Source organism: Amycolatopsis sp. NPDC047767, from assembly GCF_040704195.1.
Taxonomy (GTDB): Bacteria; Actinomycetota; Actinomycetes; order Mycobacteriales; family Pseudonocardiaceae; genus Amycolatopsis.
In genome coordinates this window covers 1-18,762 of sequence record NZ_JBEYSJ010000011.1, presented here as the reverse complement: position 1 = coordinate 18,762, position 18,762 = coordinate 1, and the positions used below count along the sequence as shown (strand labels likewise).

General features: G+C 72.2%; 15 protein-coding genes and 1 pseudogene. 7 read left to right on the top strand and 9 right to left on the bottom strand.

Features of this window, described 5'->3' with window-relative positions; translation table 11 throughout:
* Nucleotides 1-5: 5 nt before the first annotated feature.
* From betA to AB0878_RS21090, 7 genes and pseudogenes are all read left to right on the top strand, one after another.
* Nucleotides 6-1,664 carry a choline dehydrogenase gene (gene betA, locus AB0878_RS21120; protein WP_366581943.1) on the top strand — a complete coding sequence of 553 codons (1,659 nt, stop codon included), beginning with the start codon at nt 6-8 and terminating at the stop codon, nt 1,662-1,664.
* 205 nt (nt 1,665-1,869) lie between these two features.
* Nucleotides 1,870-2,187, top strand: a complete 318-nt coding sequence (locus AB0878_RS21115) for a bifunctional 3-phenylpropionate/cinnamic acid dioxygenase ferredoxin subunit (RefSeq protein WP_366581942.1) — start codon at nt 1,870-1,872, stop codon at nt 2,185-2,187.
* The gene (locus AB0878_RS21110; RefSeq protein ID WP_366581941.1) at nt 2,184-3,356 is read left to right on the top strand and encodes an FAD-dependent oxidoreductase; all 1,173 of its coding nucleotides are present in this window, start codon (nt 2,184-2,186) and stop codon (nt 3,354-3,356) included. Before AB0878_RS21115 ends, AB0878_RS21110 begins: the two co-directional genes overlap by 4 nt.
* A 9-nt stretch (nt 3,357-3,365) precedes the next feature.
* Nucleotides 3,366-4,232, top strand: a complete 867-nt coding sequence (locus AB0878_RS21105) for a LysR family transcriptional regulator (protein WP_366581940.1) — start codon at nt 3,366-3,368, stop codon at nt 4,230-4,232.
* Between the two features lie 112 nt (nt 4,233-4,344).
* Nucleotides 4,345-6,717, top strand: a complete 2,373-nt coding sequence (locus tag AB0878_RS21100; protein WP_366581939.1) for an arylsulfatase — start codon at nt 4,345-4,347, stop codon at nt 6,715-6,717.
* 72 nt (nt 6,718-6,789) lie between these two features.
* A complete protein-coding gene (locus AB0878_RS21095; protein ID WP_366581938.1) occupies nt 6,790-7,194 on the top strand; it encodes a GntR family transcriptional regulator in 405 nt (134 codons plus the stop codon).
* Nucleotides 7,086-7,694: pseudogene (locus AB0878_RS21090) on the top strand (ATP-binding cassette domain-containing protein); the annotation flags it as partial. The gene AB0878_RS21095 and the pseudogene AB0878_RS21090, both read left to right, overlap by 109 nt.
* A gap of 1,148 nt (nt 7,695-8,842) precedes the next feature.
* On the opposite strand, the gene AB0878_RS21085 reads toward AB0878_RS21090, so the two are convergent.
* The 9 genes from AB0878_RS21085 to AB0878_RS21045 form a co-directional block, all read right to left on the bottom strand.
* Complete coding sequence (locus tag AB0878_RS21085; RefSeq protein WP_366581937.1) at nt 8,843-9,490, bottom strand: AAA family ATPase; 648 nt, start codon at nt 9,488-9,490, stop codon at nt 8,843-8,845.
* A gap of 16 nt (nt 9,491-9,506) precedes the next feature.
* Nucleotides 9,507-12,278, bottom strand: coding sequence for an HAD-IC family P-type ATPase (locus AB0878_RS21080; RefSeq protein ID WP_366581936.1), 2,772 nt, complete (start codon nt 12,276-12,278; stop codon nt 9,507-9,509).
* Nucleotides 12,279-12,316: 38 nt separating this feature from the next.
* Nucleotides 12,317-13,294 (bottom strand): polyphosphate kinase 2 family protein, encoded by a 978-nt coding sequence (locus tag AB0878_RS21075; protein ID WP_366581935.1) that lies wholly within the window; start codon nt 13,292-13,294, stop codon nt 12,317-12,319.
* A 281-nt stretch (nt 13,295-13,575) separates the two neighbouring features.
* Nucleotides 13,576-14,472 (bottom strand): 3,4-dihydroxy-2-butanone-4-phosphate synthase, encoded by an 897-nt coding sequence (locus AB0878_RS21070; RefSeq protein WP_366581934.1) that lies wholly within the window; start codon nt 14,470-14,472, stop codon nt 13,576-13,578.
* On the bottom strand, nt 14,469-15,059 hold the full coding sequence (locus AB0878_RS21065; RefSeq protein ID WP_366581933.1) for an NADPH-dependent FMN reductase: 591 nt from the start codon (nt 15,057-15,059) through the stop codon (nt 14,469-14,471). The genes AB0878_RS21070 and AB0878_RS21065 overlap by 4 nt, the downstream gene beginning before the upstream one ends.
* A gap of 11 nt (nt 15,060-15,070) precedes the next feature.
* A complete protein-coding gene (locus AB0878_RS21060; RefSeq protein WP_366581932.1) occupies nt 15,071-16,399 on the bottom strand; it encodes an LLM class flavin-dependent oxidoreductase in 1,329 nt (442 codons plus the stop codon).
* Between the two features lie 116 nt (nt 16,400-16,515).
* Nucleotides 16,516-17,004 (bottom strand): tRNA (N6-threonylcarbamoyladenosine(37)-N6)-methyltransferase TrmO, encoded by a 489-nt coding sequence (gene tsaA, locus AB0878_RS21055; protein ID WP_366581931.1) that lies wholly within the window; start codon nt 17,002-17,004, stop codon nt 16,516-16,518.
* 12 nt (nt 17,005-17,016) lie between these two features.
* Complete coding sequence (locus tag AB0878_RS21050) at nt 17,017-17,742, bottom strand: alpha/beta hydrolase (RefSeq protein ID WP_366581930.1); 726 nt, start codon at nt 17,740-17,742, stop codon at nt 17,017-17,019.
* 10 nt (nt 17,743-17,752) lie between these two features.
* Nucleotides 17,753-18,577, bottom strand: coding sequence for an MFS transporter (locus AB0878_RS21045; protein ID WP_366582099.1), 825 nt, complete (start codon nt 18,575-18,577; stop codon nt 17,753-17,755).
* Nucleotides 18,578-18,762 lie beyond the last annotated feature (185 nt).

The window sequence follows — 18,762 nt, the reverse complement described above, 5'->3', positions numbered from 1 at the left end:
GAGACATGAGTACCGAGACCTACGACTTCGTCATCGTCGGCGGTGGGTCCGCGGGCTGCGCGCTCGCCAACCGCCTCTCCGCCGACCCCGCGACGAAGGTGCTGGTTCTCGAAGCCGGTCGCGAAGACGCGAAGTGGGACGTGTTCATCCACATGCCCGCCGCGCTGACGTTCCCCATCGGCAGCAAGTACTACGACTGGGGCTACCGCAGCGAACCCGAGCCGCACATGAACCGGCGGCGGATCTACCACGCGCGCGGCAAGGTGCTCGGCGGGTCCAGCAGCATCAACGGGATGATCTTCCAGCGCGGCAACCCGCTCGACTACGAGCGCTGGGCGGGTGACCCGGGGATGTCCGAATGGGACTACGCCCACTGCCTGCCGTACTTCCGCCGCATGGAGAACTGCCTCGCCGACGCGCCGGACGGGCCGTGGCGTGGCCACGACGGCCCGCTCGAGCTGGAACGCGGCCCGGCCACGAACCCGTTGTTCGAGGCCTTCTTCGACGCCGCGGTGCAGGCGGGCTACCCGCGCACCGACGACGTGAACGGCTTCCGGCAGGAGGGTTTCGCCGCCTTCGACCGCAACGTCCGCAAAGGACGGCGCCTCTCGGCCGCCCGCGCGTACCTGCACCCGGTGCTGCACCGCAAGAACCTCACGGTGAAGACCCGTGCGTTCGTGTCGCAGATCCTCTTCGACGGCACCCGCGCGATCGGCGTCGAGTACGCCCAGGGCCGCGGCGCGCCGGGTGAGGTGTACGGCAAGGAGATCATCCTGTGCGGCGGCGCGATCAACACGCCGCAGCTGCTGCAGCTCTCCGGTGTCGGCAACGCGGCCGAGCTGGAGAAGCTGGGCGTCGACGTGGTGCGCGACGTGCCGGGCGTCGGCGAAAACCTGCAGGACCACCTCGAGGTCTACATCCAGTACGCGTGCAAGCAGCCCGTGTCGATGCAGCCTTCGCTCGCGAAGTGGAAGCGGCCGTGGATCGGCGCGCAGTGGCTGTTCCTGCGCTCGGGACCGGCCGCCACCAACCACTTCGAAGGCGGCGGGTTCGTCCGCAGCAACGACGAGGTGGCCTACCCCAACCTGATGTTCCACTTCCTGCCCATCGCCATCCGCTACGACGGCTCGGTGCCGGCGGGCGGGCACGGCTACCAGGTGCACGTCGGGCCGATGTACGCCGACACCCGAGGATCGGTGAAGATCACCTCCACCGATCCGCGCGAGCACCCGGCGCTGCGGTTCAACTACCTGTCCACGGAGAACGACCGCCGCGAGTGGGTGGAGGCCGTGCGGGTGGCCCGCAAGATCCTCAACCAGAGCGCGCTCGACCCGTTCAACGGCGGCGAGATCTCGCCCGGACCCGCGGTGGAGACCGACGAGGAGATCCTCGACTGGGTCGCCAAGGACGCCGAGACCGCGCTGCACCCCTCGTGCACCGCGAAGATGGGCGTGGACGAGCTGTCCGTGGTGGACCCGGGCAGCATGCGCGTGCACGGCACCGAGGGCCTGCGGGTGGTCGACGCGTCGGTGCTGCCCTACATCCCCAACGGCAACATCTACGCGCCGGTGATGATGACCGCCGAGAAGTCCGCGGACCTGATCCTCGGCAACACCCCGCTCGCGCCGATCAAGCAGCCCTTCTACCGCCACAGTCCCGCGTAACCGCCGGCCGGCCGGACCCGTGCGCTTCCGCGGCGCACGGGTCTCTGGCGTGTCTGCGGACAGGCCACAAAATCCGTCCCGATCGGACCCCGGGCACCCCTTGACGACGCCCCGCCCGCGCACTCAGACTTGTTGCGTATCGCGTTCCGCGTTCCCTCATACGCAACAGTCAAACCACCCACCCCAGCTCCTCCCGGAGGCCCAGATGCTGCGCGCGTGCACAATGGACGAACTGCCCCCCGGCGAATCCGTGCGGATCGCGGGGCCCGAGCCGATCGCGGTGTTCAACGCCGACGGCGAGCTCTACGCGATCGGCGACACGTGCAGCCACCAGGACGCGTCTCTCGCCGACGGCTGGCTCGAAGGCTGCTTCGTCGAATGCCCGCTGCACGCGGCGCTGTTCGACCTGCGGACGGGGATGCCGTCGTGCCTGCCCGCGAAGCAGCCGGTGCGCACCTACGAGGTGCTCGTCGACAGTGGCGTGATCTACGTACAGGCGGAGCGCGCCGAGGACGCCGCGTGAAGAGCGTCGCGATCGTCGGCGCTTCGCTCGCCGGGGCGCGAGCCGCGCAGGAGCTGCGCGCGCAGGGGTTCGACGGCCGTGTCGTGCTCGTCGGGGCCGAACCGCACCTGCCCTACGACCGGCCGCCGCTGTCGAAGGCCTTCCTCGCCGGCACCGCCGAGCGCGAGTCGCTGGAGCTCCTCGACGCCGACGACACCGGGTCGCTGGAGCTGCGGCTGGGCACCCGGGCTGAACGGCTCGACGCCGCCGGCGGCCGGCTCGTGCTCTCCGACGGCGCCGACCTGGCCGTGGACGGCGTCGTGCTCGCCACCGGTGGCCGCGCGCGGGCGCTGCCCGGCACGGAAGGCGTCGCCTGCGTCCACGTGCTGCGGACACTGGACGACGCACTCGCCCTGCGCGCGGAACTGGTGCCGGGCGCGCGGGTGGTGATCGTGGGCGCCGGGTTCATCGGGGCGGAGGTCGCGTCGACCTGCCGCTCGCTCGGTCTCGACGTCACCGTGCTCGAAGCGCTGGCCACACCGCTCGAACGCGCGCTGGGGCCGCGGCTGGCCGAGGTGTGCTCGCGCCTGCACGACCGTCACGGCACGGTCCTGCGCTGCGGCGCCGCCGTCGACGAGCTGGTCACCGCGGGCGGGCGCGTGACCGGTGTCCGGCTCGTGGGCGGGGAGGAGCTGCCGGCCGACGTGGTCGTCGTCGGGATCGGCATGGTGCCCGCGACCGAGTGGCTGGCCGGTTCGGGCCTGGAGGTGGGCAACGGCGTGCACGTCTCGAGCGGGCTGGTCACCGCGTTGCCCAACGTGGTGGCGATCGGCGACGTCGCGGCGTACACCTCCGCCGAGAGCGGGCGGCGGCACCGCCACGAGCACTGGACCAACGCGAGCGAGCAGGCGGGCGTCGCCGTCGCGAACCTGCTCGCCGGCGCCACCACGCGGCACTACGCGCCGAGCGGCTACGTCTGGTCGGACCAGTACGAGGGCACCCTGCAGCTCGCCGGGCACCCCGAGCCCGGCGACGAGGTCGTGTTCACCGAGGGCGGCCCCGACGACCCCGCGTTCGTGGCGACCTACCAGCGCAACGGCGTGACGGTCGGGGTCTTCGCCCTCAACAGTGCCAAGCAGTTCACGCGGTTGCGGCGCCAGGCCTTGCGGCGGCCCGCCCCCGTGGCCTGAACTGCGGGGATGGAACGCCGCCAGCTTCAGTACTTCCTCGCCGTCGTCGACCACGGCGGCTTCACCAACGCGGCCCGGCGGCTGCACCTCGCGCAGCCGTCGCTCTCGCACGCCGTGCGCACGCTGGAAAAGGAGCTCGGCGGGCTGCTGTTCCACCGCCTGCCCCACGGCGCCACGCTGACCCCGGCCGGCGCGGCGCTCGTCGCCCCGGCGCGGCAGATCCTGCGCGACCTGCGCACGGCCGACGCGTCCGTGCGCGAGGTCCTCGGGCTCGGCGGCGGGACGCTGGACCTCGCGTCGCAGACCACGCTCGCCGTCGACCCGCTCGCGAAGCTGCTCGGCCGGTTCCGCGCGGCACACCCCAAGGTCCTCGTGCGCGTGCGGGCGCCGGAGACGGGCTCGGACGTGGTCAACCGGGTCCGAAATGGACAGAGCGAGGTCGGACTCGTCGAGTCCGGAGCCGAAACGCCCGGGCTCGCCGGGCTCGACCTCGCCGAGCAGGAGGTGCTCGCCGTGCTGCCCGCCGACTCGCCGGTGCGCGACGTGCTGCCGGTGACCGAGCTGGCCGCGCTGGACCTGGTGACCACCCCACCCGGCACGGCCACGCGGTGGATCGTGGAGGAAGCGCTGCGCGGCACGGCCGAGCCCCGGGTCGTCGTGGAGACCGAGCACCGCGCCATGATCGTGCCCCTCGTGCTGGCCGGGGCCGGCGCGGCGCTGCTCCCCCGCGCGATGGCCGACGACGCCCGCCGCCAGGGCGCGGTCACCGTGCCGCTGGACCCGCCGTTGCTGCGGCGCGGCCGGATGGTCTGGCGCGCCGGGCCGCTCTCCCCCGCCGCGGAACGGTTTCTGGCCCTGGCCGGCCCGACCCCATAAAGATCGCCTCTCGGCCTGATCGGATTCCGGTCTGGGCCACCCCCGTCCGGAGCCTGGCCGCCGGGGTGCGGCGCTGTGAAGCTCGGTGGCGTCCACTTCGGAAGGAGCCTTCATGTCCGCGTTCCCCGCCGGGCGTCACGTTCTGCCGCGCCCGGACGTCCCCGTGACCGCGTCCACGGCACTCGACGTGCGCGAGCAACGCGGGCAGGGAACACCGATCGGGCCGGTGCCCCCACCGGCGGGCGCGCCGAACGTCGTGCTCGTGCTGGCCGACGACCTGGGCTTCGGCACGTCGAGCGCGTTCGGCGGTCCGTGCACCATGCCGACGGCCGACCGGCTCGCGGCCGGCGGGCTGCGCTACACCCGCTTCCACGTCACCGCGCTGTGTTCACCGACCCGCCAGGCGCTGCTGACCGGGCGCAACCACCACTCCGTCGGCATGGGCGGCACCACGGAGATGGCGACTTCCGCGCCGGGCTACCACGGCTTTCGCCCGCGCAGTGCCGCGACGCTGGCGCAGATCCTGCAGGGCAACGGGTACAGCACCGCCGCGTTCGGCAAGTGGCACCAGACGCCGCCGCGCGAGATCAGCGCGGTCGGCCCCTTCGACCGCTGGCCGACCGGCGAGGGGTTCGACACCTTCTACGGCTTCCTGGGCGCGGAGATGAACCACTGGTACCCGTTGCTGTATCAGGGAACCACGCCGGTCGAGCCGGACCGGCGACCGGAGGACGGCTACCACCTCACCGAGGACCTCGTCGACCACGCCGTCGACTGGGTGCGCACGCAGCGCACGCTCACGCCCGACCGCCCGTTCTTCACCTACCTCGCCCTCGGCGCCGCCCACGCGCCGCTGCACGTCGGCCGCGAATGGCGCGAACGCCGGCGCGGCCGGTTCGACCACGGCTGGGACCGGCAACGGGAGCTCACGCTGGCGCGGCAGAAAGAGCTCGGCGTGGTGCCCGAGGGCGCCGAACTCGCGCCCTGGGCCGAAGGCGTGCCACGGTGGGCCGAGCTCGACGACACCCGCCGGCGGCTGGCCGCGCGGTTCATGGAGACGTTCGCCGGGTTCGTCGAGCACGCCGACACGCAGGTGGGCCGGTTCGTCGCCGCGCTCGAAGAGCTCGGCGAACTCGACAACACGCTGTTCCTCTACCTGCTCGGCGACAACGGCGCGTCGGGCGAAGGCGGCATCGAGGGCACGCTCGTGGAACACCGGCTGGGCCACGGCCTCGTGGACGACCCGGAGGAGATGATCCGCCACCTCGACGAGATCGGGGACCCGAGCACCTACCCGATCGCGCCGGCCGGCTGGGCGCTGGCGCTGAACACGCCGTACCAGTGGACGAAACAGGTCGCCTCGCACCTCGGCGGCACCCGCGACGGGCTGATCGTGCACTGGCCCGCGGGCGGCGCCGAGGCCGGCGGGCTGCGCCACCAGTACGGCCACGTGATCGACGTGCTGCCCACGATCCTCGACTGCGCGGGCATCCCCGCGCCCCACAGCGTGGACGGCGTGCAGCAGCAACCGATCGAGGGCGTCAGCCTGCGCGAGACGATCACCGACGCCGCCGTGCCCGAACGCCACCACACGCAGTACTACGAGATGTGCGGCAACCGCGGGATCTACCACGAAGGCTGGACCGCGGTGACGCGCCACGGCGTCCCGTGGGAGATGGTGGCGACGAACCGGCGGCCGTTCTCCGACGACGTCTGGGAGCTCTACGACCTCACTCGCGATCCGAGCCAGGCCCACGATCTCGCCGCCGACCACCCTGCGAAACTGCGGGAACTGCAGGACCTTTTCCTCGTGGAAGCGGCGAAACACCAGGTCTTCCCGCTCGACGACCGCGTCACCGAACGCGAGAACCCCGTGCCGGCCGGCCGGCTCGACCTGCTCGGCGCGCGGACGTCGGTGACCTACCGCGGCGGGATGCGGCGTTTCACCGAGGAGACCACCCCGAACGTCAAGAACCGCTCCCACGTCGTCACCGCCGACGTGGAACTCGCCGGCGCGCCCGCGTCCGGCGTCGTGATCGCGCAGGGCGGCCGCTTCGGCGGCTGGGCGCTGTACTTCACCGACGGGCGCCCGGTCTACGTCTACAACTACTTCGGCCTCCAGCACTTCACCGCCGCCGCGACCGACCCGCTCGCCCCGGGCCGGCACGAACTGCGCCTCGAATTCACCTACGACGGCGGCGGACCCGGCCTCGGCGGGGAAGCCGTGCTCACCGCCGACGGCGAGAAGCTCGCCGCGGCCCGCGTGGAGCGCACGATCGCGTACTACTTCTCCTTCGACGAGACGCTCGACGTGGGTGTCGACCTCGGCACGCCGGTGTCCGAGGCCTACGCCGCCGGGACCACCGCGTTCACCGGGGCTCGTGCACACGGTCCGGATCGACCTCGGTCCGGCCGCCGAAGGCGCGGAATCCGACGGTGGCCTGCAGCGACGGATCCTGGGCGCCCAGTGACCACCCCCGGATGATCAGGGCTCTGACCGGCCGTTAACCTAGTTCCCTAGTCAATTGGGGTAACGGAGACAGAGGGAACGGACGCGGTGTTCGAGTTCCGGTTCGAGAGTGGTTCGGGGGTGCCCCCGTACCTGCAGCTGGTGCGACAGGTCGAGCACGCCGTGCGGCTCGGTGAGCTCAAGCGGGGCGACCGGCTGCCGACGGTCAAGGAGGTCGCGCGGCAGCTCGTGATCAACCCGAACACCGTGCAGAAGGCGTACCGCGAGCTCGACCACCGCGGCATCGTGCGCGGCCGGCCCGGGATGGGCACGTTCGTCGCGCGCGACGACCCGGCGGGCGTGTCGCCCGAACGGCAGGCGCAGCTGCGCGCCGGGTTCGAGCGGTGGATCAACGAAGCCCGCGCGTCGGGCCTGACCGTCGCCGACGTCGAGGCCCTCGTCTCGTCCGTGCTCCTGCGCATCGGAAAACGTTCCGGGAAGGAGAACGAGTGAGCACAGCGGCGATCGCGACCCACGGCCTGGGCCGGCGCTACGGTCGCACCTGGGGGCTTCGGGACTGCACACTCGAAATCGGCGAGGGTCGCGTGGTCGGCCTCGTCGGGCCCAACGGTGCGGGGAAGTCGACCCTGCTGAACCTCCTGGCCGGGCTCCTGCGGCCCTCGGCCGGGGACCTCGAGCTGTTCGGCCGCCCGGTGAAGCCGGGCGAGCCGTCCGACGGCGTCGCGTACCTCGACCAGCGGCATTCGCTCTACGAGTCGTTCCGCGTGCGCGAGATGCTCGAAGCCGCCCGCCGCCTCAACCGGCGCTGGGACCACCGCGCCGCGCTCGACCGGGTGCGCGAGCTGGGCATTCCGCTGCGGCGCCGGGTCGGCGAGCTCTCCGGGGGCCAGCGGGCGCAGGTGGCGCTGAGCGTCGCCCTCGCGCGGCGCCCGGAGCTGCTGGTGCTCGACGAACCCGTCGCGAGCCTCGACCCGCTCGCCCGCCGCGACCTCATGGGCAGCCTCATGGCGGCGAAGGCCGACCACGACTGCACGGTGGTGCTGTCCTCGCACGTGGTGTCCGAGCTGGAGCGGCTGTGCGACCACCTCGTGGTGCTCGACCACGGCCGGGTCGTGCTGTCCGGCGACGTCGACGACCTCATGACCGAGCACGTGCGGCTCACCGGCCCGGCGTCCACTGTGGACGAGATCCGCGGTCTCGCATTGTCCGTCGAACGCCGGGGCGAGGCGGCCACGCTGCTCTTCCGCGGGCCGCGGCCGGAGCTCCCCCCGGCTGGCGCGCCGAGCCGGTGTCACTGGAAGACCTCGTGCTGCACCACCTCGCGGCCGGGCAGCCGAAGGAGGCCGTGGCGTGATCTGGGTTTCCTGGCGGCAGGACCGCGCCCGCCTGCTGGGCCTCGCCGTCCTGTTCGTCGTCCTGGCCGCGGGTTACGTGGCGATGGGCGCCGGCATGCGGGGCTCGCTGTCCACAGTGGACCTGCCCGGCTGCTTCTCCGGCGCGCCGGACCCGCGGTGCGGCGACTGGCCGGCGCTGATCGCCTTCGTGCACAACTACGCGCAGCTGCTGCTCACGCTCCTGCCCGCCGCGCTCGGCATGTTCCTCGGCGCGCCCGTCGTGGCCACGGAGCTGGAGCACCACACGTTCCGGTTCACCTGGACGCAGTCGGTGACCCGCGGCCGGTGGCTGGGCTCGAAGCTGCTGCTGGGCGGCGCGTTCTCCGTGGCCTACGGGCTCGTCTTCGCCGCCGCGTACGCGTGGTGGCACGCGCCGGCCACGCGGTTCGACGGCTGGTTCCCGACCTTCGACTTCGGGCTCGTCTCGTTTCCGGCGACCTGCCTGTTCGGGTACGCGCTCGGCGTGGCGGGCGGTGCGGTGTTCCGGCGGACGCTCGCCGGCGCGGCCGTCGCACTGGTCGGTTTCCTGCCGGTGATCGTGGTCGTGAAGAACCTCGTGCGCCCGCGGCTGCTCTCCCCCGTGCTCACCGAACAGATCCACTTCGGCGACCTCGCCGTCGGCACGCAGGTGTTCCGCGACACCGCCGGCAAGATCCACGGGTACGACGAAACCCTCGCCCTGGCCGGGATCCCGCGGCCCCCGATCCCGGGGATGGAGCCGGTCGGCCGGCTGGCCGCGGCCGGGTTCACCCGGCTGTACCCCGTGCAGCCGGCCGGACGGTTCTGGACGTTGCAGCTGTGCGAGGCGGGTCTGTTCGTGCTGCTGGCCGCGCTGTGCGTGGCGGTGGCGTTCTGGTGGGTCCGCCGGCGCCTGGCCTGAGCACGGCGTGCGACGCGGCGGAGCGGGTGAGCACCTGGGCACTGCCGAAGCCCGGGGGCACCCGCCCCGCACGCAGCTCCTCCCGCACGACGCGGGCCCTCGCGACGTGCCGGGCGAACGAGCGGCCGCGCACGATCCGGGCCCGGCTGTGCTGCCCGGCCAGCGCCTCCTCGGCGGTCGCGTCGAGCCACAGCAGCCGCGCCGGACGGCGGGTGCCCCGGGCCACCAGCCCGAGCCACCGCCGCGTCGAGGCGCGGGTGGCAGGCTCGTGCACGACCAGCGGCCCGCGCCGCAGCGCCGCGAACAGCACGATCCGCGCGCGGTGGCACACGTGCACCACCGGCCGGTAGAGCCGGTACGGCACGGCGGCGGGCAGCACGGCGCCGAGGCGGCCGCGGACCTGGTCCGAATCGAGCACGCGCAGGGAGCCGGCGGCGTGCCGCAGCAGGGTCGTCTTGCCCGCGCCGGGCAGTCCCGCCACCACGAGCAGGTCGCGGCTCCCGAGCTCGATCACCGTGCGCTCCATGCCCTCACAACGCGCGACGAAAGGTAATGGTTCCTTTACTCTCGCCTCGCGTGCGGGTGACCCGGTGCGCGCCGCTCCCCTTCAGCCACCGCGCCACGGCCTTGCCGGCCTCCCACAGGATGAGCAGCGAGGCCGCCGGGACCAGGGCCCAGAAGAACTGCGTCAGCGTCAGGTCCGTGGTGCCCAGCAGCTTGTTGAAGACGTCCATCTTGATGACCAGTACCGCGAGCACGAACTCGCCCAGCATCGCCCAGTTCATCTGCTTGCTGTCGAACGTGGCGACGGTCAGCGCCGTCCCGGTCTCGCTGCGGCACTCGACCGCGGCCACGATCAGGCACAGGGCGAAGGCTGTCAACGCGATCGTCGTGGCGACCTCGGCGCTGCCGTAGTACGCCTGGCCCAGCGAAAGCAGCAGGAGCAGTCCGACGCTCACGGCCAGCCCCGAGAGCCCGACGGTGATGAACACCGGGCGCGTGAGCACGGATTCACCGCGCGGCCGCGGTTTCAGCCCCATGAGCCCCGGCGTCTCGCGGTCGAACCCGAGCGCGAACCCGAAGGGCGCGTTGACCACGAAGTGGATCCACAGGACCTGCGCCGGGGTGAACGGCTCCCCCGCGGCGATGTTGAACAGGCTGGCGCCCAGGAACGTCAGCACGAACACGACCAGCAGCACCAGGACGAAGCGGATGTACTTCGTGAGGTTGTCGTAGATCTTGCGGCCCTGTTCGACGGCGAACACGATCGTCGCGAAGTTGTCGTCCGACAGGATCATCCGGCTCGCGTTCTTCGCGACGTCGGTGCCGCTGCCCATCGCGATCCCGAGGTCCGCCGCCTTGATGGCCGGCGCGTCGTTCACGCCGTCGCCGGTCATCGCGACGACATCGCCCTTCTTCTTGAGTGTGTCGGCCAGGATCACCTTGTGCTCCGGGGAAACTCGCCCCACGACGCCGATGTCCTCGATCCGGGACAGCCGCTCGGTCTCGGGCAGGTCCGCGAAGTCCGAACCCAGGACCGCGTCACCCGGGATGCCGAGCTGCTTCGCGATCGCCGCGCCCGTGGTGACGTCGTCGCCGGTCACCATGCGCACCCGGATGTGCGCCGCCTGCGCGCTGGCCACCGCGGCCTTGGACTGCTCCCGCGGCGGGTCGACCATCGCGACCAGGCTCATCACCTGCAGGCCGGTCACGAAGGACAGCAGGTCGCCGTTCGCGTCGAACGCGGCCGGGTCGAGGTCGCACTGGGCGGCGGCCATCACGCGCCGGCCCTGCGCTTCCATGCTCTTCATGCGTTCGCGGGCCCGCCGGTTCACAGCTTCGTCCCAGGGCACGGATTCGCTGCCCGACAAGGCGGTGGCGGCCCGGTCCAGCACCGCGGGCGCGGCACCTTTCACGAAGCAGCGCACCACTGCCCGGCCCAAGTAGTCGGTCGTCGGGTGGAAGGTGGCCATCAGCTTGTACGACGGGTCGAAGGGCAACGTCGCCGTGCGCGGCAGCTTCTCCCGTGTCGCGTCCACGTCGAGGCCGGCCTTGGCGCCGAGCACGAGCAGCGCACCCTCCGTGGGGTCGCCGACGACCTTGCCTTCGACGATCTTCGCGTCGCTGGCGAGCAGGTAGGGCAGGATCGCGCTCTCGATGCCGCCCGCCGAACCGGCGGCGTGGTGCACCTTGCCCTCGGTGCTGTACCCGATGCCGCTCACGGTGTAGCGGTCCGTCTGGGTCACCACCTCGACGGCGGTCATCTGGTTCATCGTCAGCGTGCCGGTCTTGTCCGAGTTGATCGCGGAGGTGAACCCCAGCGTCTCGACCGACGGAAGGTCTTTGACGATCGCGTTGCGCTTGGCCAGATCCACGCTGCCGAGCGAGAGGATCACCTGGCTCACCGTCGGCAGCGCCTCGGGGATGGCCGCGATCGCCAGGGAGATCGCGCTCACGAACAGGACGTCCCAGGACAGGTCCCGGCTGCGGCCCAGCACGAACATCACGACCATCGTGATCCCGGCCGCCGCGGCGATCCACAACGTCAGCGTATTGAGCTGCTTGGTCAGCGGCGACTGCTCCCGCGCCGTGGCCGAGAGCATCCCGGAGATCTTGCCCAGCTCCGTGTCCTGGCCCGTGCCGGTCACGATGACGGTCGCGCTGCCGTGCGTGACCGGGCAGTTCATGAAGGCCATGTTCGACTGGTCGCCCGGGCCGAGCTTGCCGGCGGGCAACGCGGTTGCGTCCTTGGCCGCCGGCGTGCTCTCGCCCGTCAGCGCCGACTCGTCGATCTGCAACGCGTTGGCCGCGACGATGCGGCAGTCGGCCGGGATCTGGTCGCCCGCCGTGATCAGCACGACGTCGCCGACCACGAGCTCCTCGGCCGGGATCGCCTCTTCGACCCCGTCGCGGCGGACCCGCGCGCTCGCCTTCATCATCGACTTCAGCGCGTTCATCGCGCTCTCGGCCTTGCCCTCCTGGCGCAGGCCCGCGACGGCGTTGCCCACGGTCAGCACCAGCAGCAGCAGGGCCGTGCCCCACTGCTTGATCACCAGCGACACCACGGCGGCGGCGACCAGGATGAGCTGCATGTAGCTGGTGTACTGGTCGAGGAACCGCCGCCAGGCCGCTTTCGGTTTCTCCTCGGGCAGCGCGTTGGGGCCGTTCACGCTGAGCCGTTCGGCCGCCGTCGCCGACGAGAGCCCGAACTCCAGGTCGACGCCGAACGCCGACGCCACGTCACCCGGCGTGCGCGAGTACCAGTTGTGCTCCTTCGCCGGCACGTGCTCCTGTGCGACCATTTCCGCCCTCCGATCGCCGTGAGCCGAAACAGCGGCCTTCAGTGCTTCTTTTTCTTCTTCTTGCCCCGCTTCTTCTCGGCGGCCGCCGCGTACGGGTCGGCGGGCGCGCCTTCGGGTGCTTCGGCTTCCAGCTCCGCCCGCGCGACGAGGAGGTCGTCGCGCCGCTCGTCGCTCACCGTGGGGTACTGCGGGTCGATGTCGATCAGGGTGTGCGCCAGGACGGCGGCCGCGCACGTGCGGGCGAACCACTTGCGGTCGGCCGGGATCACGTACCACGGGGCCCATTCCGTGCTGGTCGCCGAGAGCACCTTTGAGAACGCGTGCTGGTAGTCGTCCCAGAACCGGCGTTCGCGGGCGTCGGCCGCGGAGAACTTCCAGTTGCGGTCGGGCCGGTCGATCCGCCGGAGGAACCGCGCGCGCTGTTCTTCCTTCGAGAGGTTGAGGAACATCTTCACGATCTTGAATCCGTTGCCGGTCAGGTAGCGTTCCCAGTCGTTGATCTCGCGGAACCGGCGCGCCCACACCTTTCCTTGGCGCGCGGACGCGGGCAGCTGCTGGTGGTCCAGGTGCTCCGGGTGCACTCGCACCACGAGTACCTCCTCGTAGTGCGACCGGTTGAAGATCCCGATGTCGCCGCGCGCGGGGAGCCGGCGCGCGTAGCGCCACAGGTAGTCGTGGTCCAGCTCCTCGGACGAGGGCACCTTGAACCCGCTCACGCGCACGCCCTGCGGGTTCACGCCGCTCATCACGTGCCGGATCGTGCCGTCCTTGCCGCCGGCGTCCAGCGCCTGAAGGCACACCAGCACGCCGTAGGTGTTCTGAGCGGCCAGGCGGCGCTGGTAGTCCGCCAGCAGGGTGACTCCCGCCGCGAGCAGCTCGCGGCCGTCTTTCTTGCGCAGCACGTCACCTCGGTAGGCCGGGTCGAAGTCCCGGGAAAGCAGTACTTTCGACCCCGGCTCGACGCGCAACGGCCTGATGAACTCCGCGATCCGCTCGGCCCGCTTCTCGCCCGCCATGGTTCAGTCCTCTTCGCACCGACCAGGGTCCCTTCCCCCGGTGACGCCTGAACCTTTCAGCGTCCGCGGGTTTCCCCCTCATCTGCTGAGGGCGAGATATCCCGCCGGCCCGCGCACCGCCCTCCGCACCGGCGGTGCGGGCGCGGGCGCCGGCGGACCGGTTCGGTCAACGGTCCGCTGCCGGCACCGTTCGACGCGCGTCGCCTCACCCGTTTCGGGTGAGGCGAGCGGCGGGAGCCCGCCTTCGCGGCCGGAAGTCCACAGTGGAAACCCGGATGCGGTCAGTCCCTCACCCCGAGGTCGCGCAGGATCTGGTCCGCGACCTGGTCCGTGCGCCCGTCCGGCACCGCGTGCGCGGTGAGCGTGGACCACAGCGAGCGGCGGCCGCGGACGTAGACCAGCACGCCCGACCCGGCGCGCGTGATCTCGGCGAGTGAATCGCGCACGGCCTGCGCGCACCCGCAGTGCCGGGCGCCGAACGCGTCGCCGGCCGGGCACTCCACGTGGACGCGCACCACCGCGCCGCGCTCCGGTTCGCCGTGGACGAGGGCGACCTGCTCGCCGCCGTCGACGAGGTCGCGGTAGCCGAGCGCCCGGAAACCGCCGTGCGCCAAGGGAAGCCGGGCGTTCGCGGCCCGTTCGACGAGCCGTTCGCGCGCTCGCCGGTACGCGGCCACTTCGCTGACGGTCACCCACGCCAGGCCCTCGGCCGTGGCGTCGAGCTCCACGAAGGCCGCGACGGGTTCGCAGCCCGCGATCCGGGTCAGGTCCACGGCCGCCTCGGCGAGACCGGAGCGGCCGAGCACGCCGAGCTCACGCGTGCGGGTGGGGAACACCGGCCCGGGCACGCGCAAGTCCTCACGCCGCGTCGCGGGATCCGCCAGTGCGCGCAGAGTGCGGGCCGGGGACCCCTGCCCCACCCCGACGTGGACGTCGGAGCCGGGCACCATCGCGGGGATCCGCAGCCGATCGAGCCACGCACCGGGGAGCGCGCAGCCGACCGGCCCGCCGTGGGCGGCCAGGAACCGGGCCGTCTCGTCGGTGACGAGCTCGGCGGCGGCGACCAGTGCCGCCCCCGCCTCGCCCGCGACCAGCACGACCTCACCCCGGGCCAGCGCCGCGGCGGCGTCCGTGACACCAGCCGCCGCGACCGTCTCCCGGGCCGGTGACAGCGTCACGCGGCACTCCACAGCCGCGCGAACCCGCACACCTGCCGGCCCACCGTGGCCAGCTGGTCGCCGACCTTCGCGTCGGTGAGCCCGCCCGCCGCGTCGAACGGCTTGGTCGCCGAGTTCACCACGACCCCCAGGGGCGTCGGCCAGCCGCGCAGGGCGTGGACCGTCGAACGCAGCGACGTCAGCGTGGTGACCCCGGCCTGCCAGCCGCCCGTGGCAACGACGCAGCCCACGGCCTTGCCATCGAGGTAGGGCGCCGGGTCGTCGGCGAGCTCCTGCAGGTGGTCGAGCGCGTTCTTGAGCAGCCCGGAGATCCCGCCGTGATAGCCGGGCACGGACAGCACGAGGGCGTCGGCGCGCCGGACGGCTTCGAGCAGCCGCACGGCCTCGTCGGTCAGCGGGGCCACGCCCGGGTCGTACATCGGCAGCGTCAGCTCGGCGGCGGTGATCAGCTCGGTCTCGGCGCCCTCGGCCTCGGCCGCCGCCAGCGCGTGCCGCAGCGCGCGCTCCGACGTCGAACCCGGCCGCAGCGTGCCGCCGATTCCCAGCACGCGCACGGGGTCTCCCCCGGTGATCGGCACAACGGTCATGATCGACTCCTTCAGCCGGCCGGGACGAGCGACGGGGCGGGCAGGCCCAGGCTCTCGCGCAGGGTGTCGTGCTCGTAGTCGGTGTGGAACAGGCCGCGCCGCTGCAGCTCCGGCACCAGCATGTCGACGGCGTCGTGCACACCCGAGGGCAGCATGTCCACCATGAGCGTGAAGCCGTCGGCGGCACCGGCCAGCAGGCGTTCCTGCATCTGGTCGGCGACCTGCTCCGCGGTGCCCACGACCTGGTGGTGGCCGCCGCCGTAGCTGCCGATGAGCTCGCGGACGGTCAGGTCCTCCTTCACCGCGAGGCTCACGATGCTGCGGCGGAACCCGATCGAGCCGGTGAACTCCTCGTCGGGGCCGAGCAGGTGGGCGGGGAACTTCTCGTCGAGCTTGAGCACCTCGACCGGCAGGCCGACGCGCTTGGAGAGCTTCTTGATGTTCGCGGTGACACCGAAGACCTCGTCCATCAGCTGCTTGCGGTCCTGCGCGTCCTTCTCGGTGGCGCCGAGGACCACGGACATGCCGGGCAGGATCTTGATGCTGTCGGGGTGGCGCCCGTAGTCGGCGGCGCGGCGGCGCATGTCGTCGCGGAAGGCGACGGCGTCTTCGAGCACGTGCTGGGCGGTGAAGACCACGTCGGCGTACTTGGCCGCCTGGTCGCGGCCGCGGTCGGACGAGCCGGCCTGGAAGATCACCGGGCGGCCCTGCGGCGAGCGCGCGAACGGCATCGGGCCCTTCACCGAGAAGTACTCGCCGACGTGGTTGATCTCGTGCACCCGGTCGGGGTCGGCGAACACGCCGGCTTCCTTGTCGCCGACGAGCGCGCCCTCCTCCCAGCTGTCCCACAGCTTGAGCACCACGTCGATGAACTCGTCGGCGCGCGCGTAGCGTTCCGCGTGGTCGGGGTGGCTGCCGCCGCCGAACATCTCGATCACGGTGGGGTTCTGCGTGGCGATGGAGTTCCAGCCGACGCGGCCCTGGCTGAGGTGGTCCAGCGACGCGAACCGCCGCGCCAGGTCGTAGGGCTGGTTGTAGGTGGTCGAGGCGGTGCCGACCAGGCCGATCTTGTCGGTGATCCCGGCCATCAGCGACAGCACGGTCACGGTGTCGAGCGCGCCGCACGGGCGCTCGGTGCCGACCTCCTGGTTGGTCATCTGCTCGGTGAGGAAGATCGCGTGCAGCTTCCCGGCTTCGGCGGTGCGGGCGATGTCCTTGTACAGCGCGGGGGTCAGGTGGTCACCGGCATCGCCTTCGCGCGCCATCCACGCGCCGGTGTGCATGCCGAGGCCGTGCATCAGCGCGGCCGTCAGGATCATGGAGGGGGTGCCGGCGTCCACTGGGGGTCTCCTTGGCGTCGTCGGGGATCAGGGCCACGATCGACGCTAGGTTCGCGCCGCGGCGGCGACCAGCGGCGTTCTGTGAGGGGATCCCTTAGCGCGGCTAACACCTCCGCTCACCCCGGTGGCGCGAGGTCCTCCGGGGTGGTGCCCTCGGCGACCGTGACGTCGTCGAACCAGCCGCTGCTCGGCTCGCCCGGAGGCCGGTCGAACGTGCTGACGTACGGCTTGAGGTCGAGGATCGGCGTGCCGTCGAGCAGGTCGACCCCGGCGAAGCGCACCGTGTTCCCGCCGACCTCCACGATCCGCACGAGGCTCAGCCCGATCGGGTTCGGCCGCCGCGGCCCGCGCATCGCGAAGATGCCCATGCGCCGTTGCTCGCGCCGGAGCAGGTACGGGACCTGGGTGAGGCTGATCAGGGGCCGGTCCGGGCGGTCGAGCCAGCTCAGCAGCCAGGCGTAGTCGAAGCCGGCCAGCCCGTCGAGACCTTCGACGTACTCCTCGGCGAGTTCGAGCACGCCCTCCTCACCGCGGTTGGCACCGGCCTGCACGGGCGTGCGCTCGAGTTCCGTCCGGGCCGTGCGGACGAATCCGATGACGGGCAAGGGACATTCCATTCAGGACCGCTCCACTGTGGACAGTTTGGCGAGGGTGTCGACCAGCACGGGCCACGCCGGTCCGTCCGCCACCACGACGTCCAGGTGCCCGGCGCCGGGAACCAGCACCAGCTCCGCGCCGATCGCGGTCGCGTAGTCGCGGGACAGCTGCGGCGGCAGCGCGGTGTCGAGCTCTCCGTGGAAGAGGACGACGGGCCCCGGTGGCGTGCCGAGCGCGGCGGGGTCGGCCTCGGCGTAGCGCTCCGGCACGTCCTCCGGTCCGCCGCCCATCAGCCGGTCGACGGGACCTTCGGGATCACGGCGGTGGGCGTCGGCCAGGGCGGTCACCGGAGCGAGCGCGACGACCCCGGGCGCACCGGGGCGGTGGGCGGCCCACAGCGCGAGCGTGCCGCCGGCCGAGTGCCCCAGCACCACCACCCGCGCCGGGTCGATGCGGCCCGGCGCCGCGCGCTCGATGAGGCCCGGCAGCGTGTCCACGGCGAGCCCGGTGTCGGCGAAGGTCTCGGGCCAGCCACCACCGCCGCCGGGCCGGCGGTACTCCACGTTGGCCACGGCGAACCCGTGGCGCGGCAACGCCCGAGCCAGTGGTTCGACGTACCCGCGGTCGACGTCGAGCCGCCAGGATCCGCCGTGCAGCACGAGAACGAGGGGCGCGGGAGCGATGCCGGGGAAGAACACGTCGGCGAGCTGGTCGGTTTCCGGCCCGTACCGCACGGTGAGGTCCATGCCGGCCAGCCTAGCGAGCGTCCTGCTCCAGGTTGCCCAGCTTCGGGACCAGCACGAGCGAACCGAGCACCAGGCACCCACCCACCAGGATCGGGACCCGGACGCCCGCCGCCGTGCCGAGGACGCCGCCGAGCGCCGCGCCGAGCGGGATGCCGCCCCAGCCGATGAGGCGGTAGGCGCTGCTCACGCGGCCGCGCAGCTCACGCGGGACCAGGCGCTGGCGCACCGAGACGGCCTGCACGTTCCAGACGACGATGCCGAAACTGCCCAGTGCGTACATTCCGCCCACGAGCACCACGGAGGTCGCGAACGACGTCACCACCAGGGCGGCACCGATGGCCGTGATCGCGAGGCCGATCCGCGCGCCGAGCGGCAACCGCCGCTTCAGCGGCCCCGCCACGAACGACCCCAGCACGCCACCGGCGGCACCCGACGCGAGGACCAGACCGTAGGCGAACTCCGGCGCCCGCAGCGTCTGGACAACCAGCAGCACCAGCACCGAAGTCGCGAGCTGCACCGCCAGCGCGGCGAGCCCGAGTTCGAACGCGAGCAGCCGCAGCCCGTGATGACCCCAGAGCCAACGAACGCCTTCGGCGATCTCCGCGCGCATCGACCGACCCGAGCGCGCCGGCACGGCGGGCCGCGCCCGGACGAACCACATCAGCACGGCGGCCAGCGCGAACGACGCCGCGTCCACGACCAGCGGCGCCCCGGCCGAAGCCGCGAACAACGCCGCCCCCAGCGGCGGCCCGACGAACTGCAACCCGATCACCTGGCTGCCCTGCAACCGGCCGTTCGCCGCGTCAAGCCGTGCCGGCGCAACAGTATCGGGCAGCCGTTTCGCCTACGGTGGTCGCCGTGAGCGCGGTCGCCACGGCCGGATCGCTTCCGCAGCTGGTGTTCGTCTTAATCGGCGGCGCCCGCCCAACTCGTTATGCCGAGGCGACCATGGCGCGAGATCGCGCCGGCTTCCGGATGGGGCGGTGCGATCGGCCCCCGGCCGATCCGACCGCCCCATCC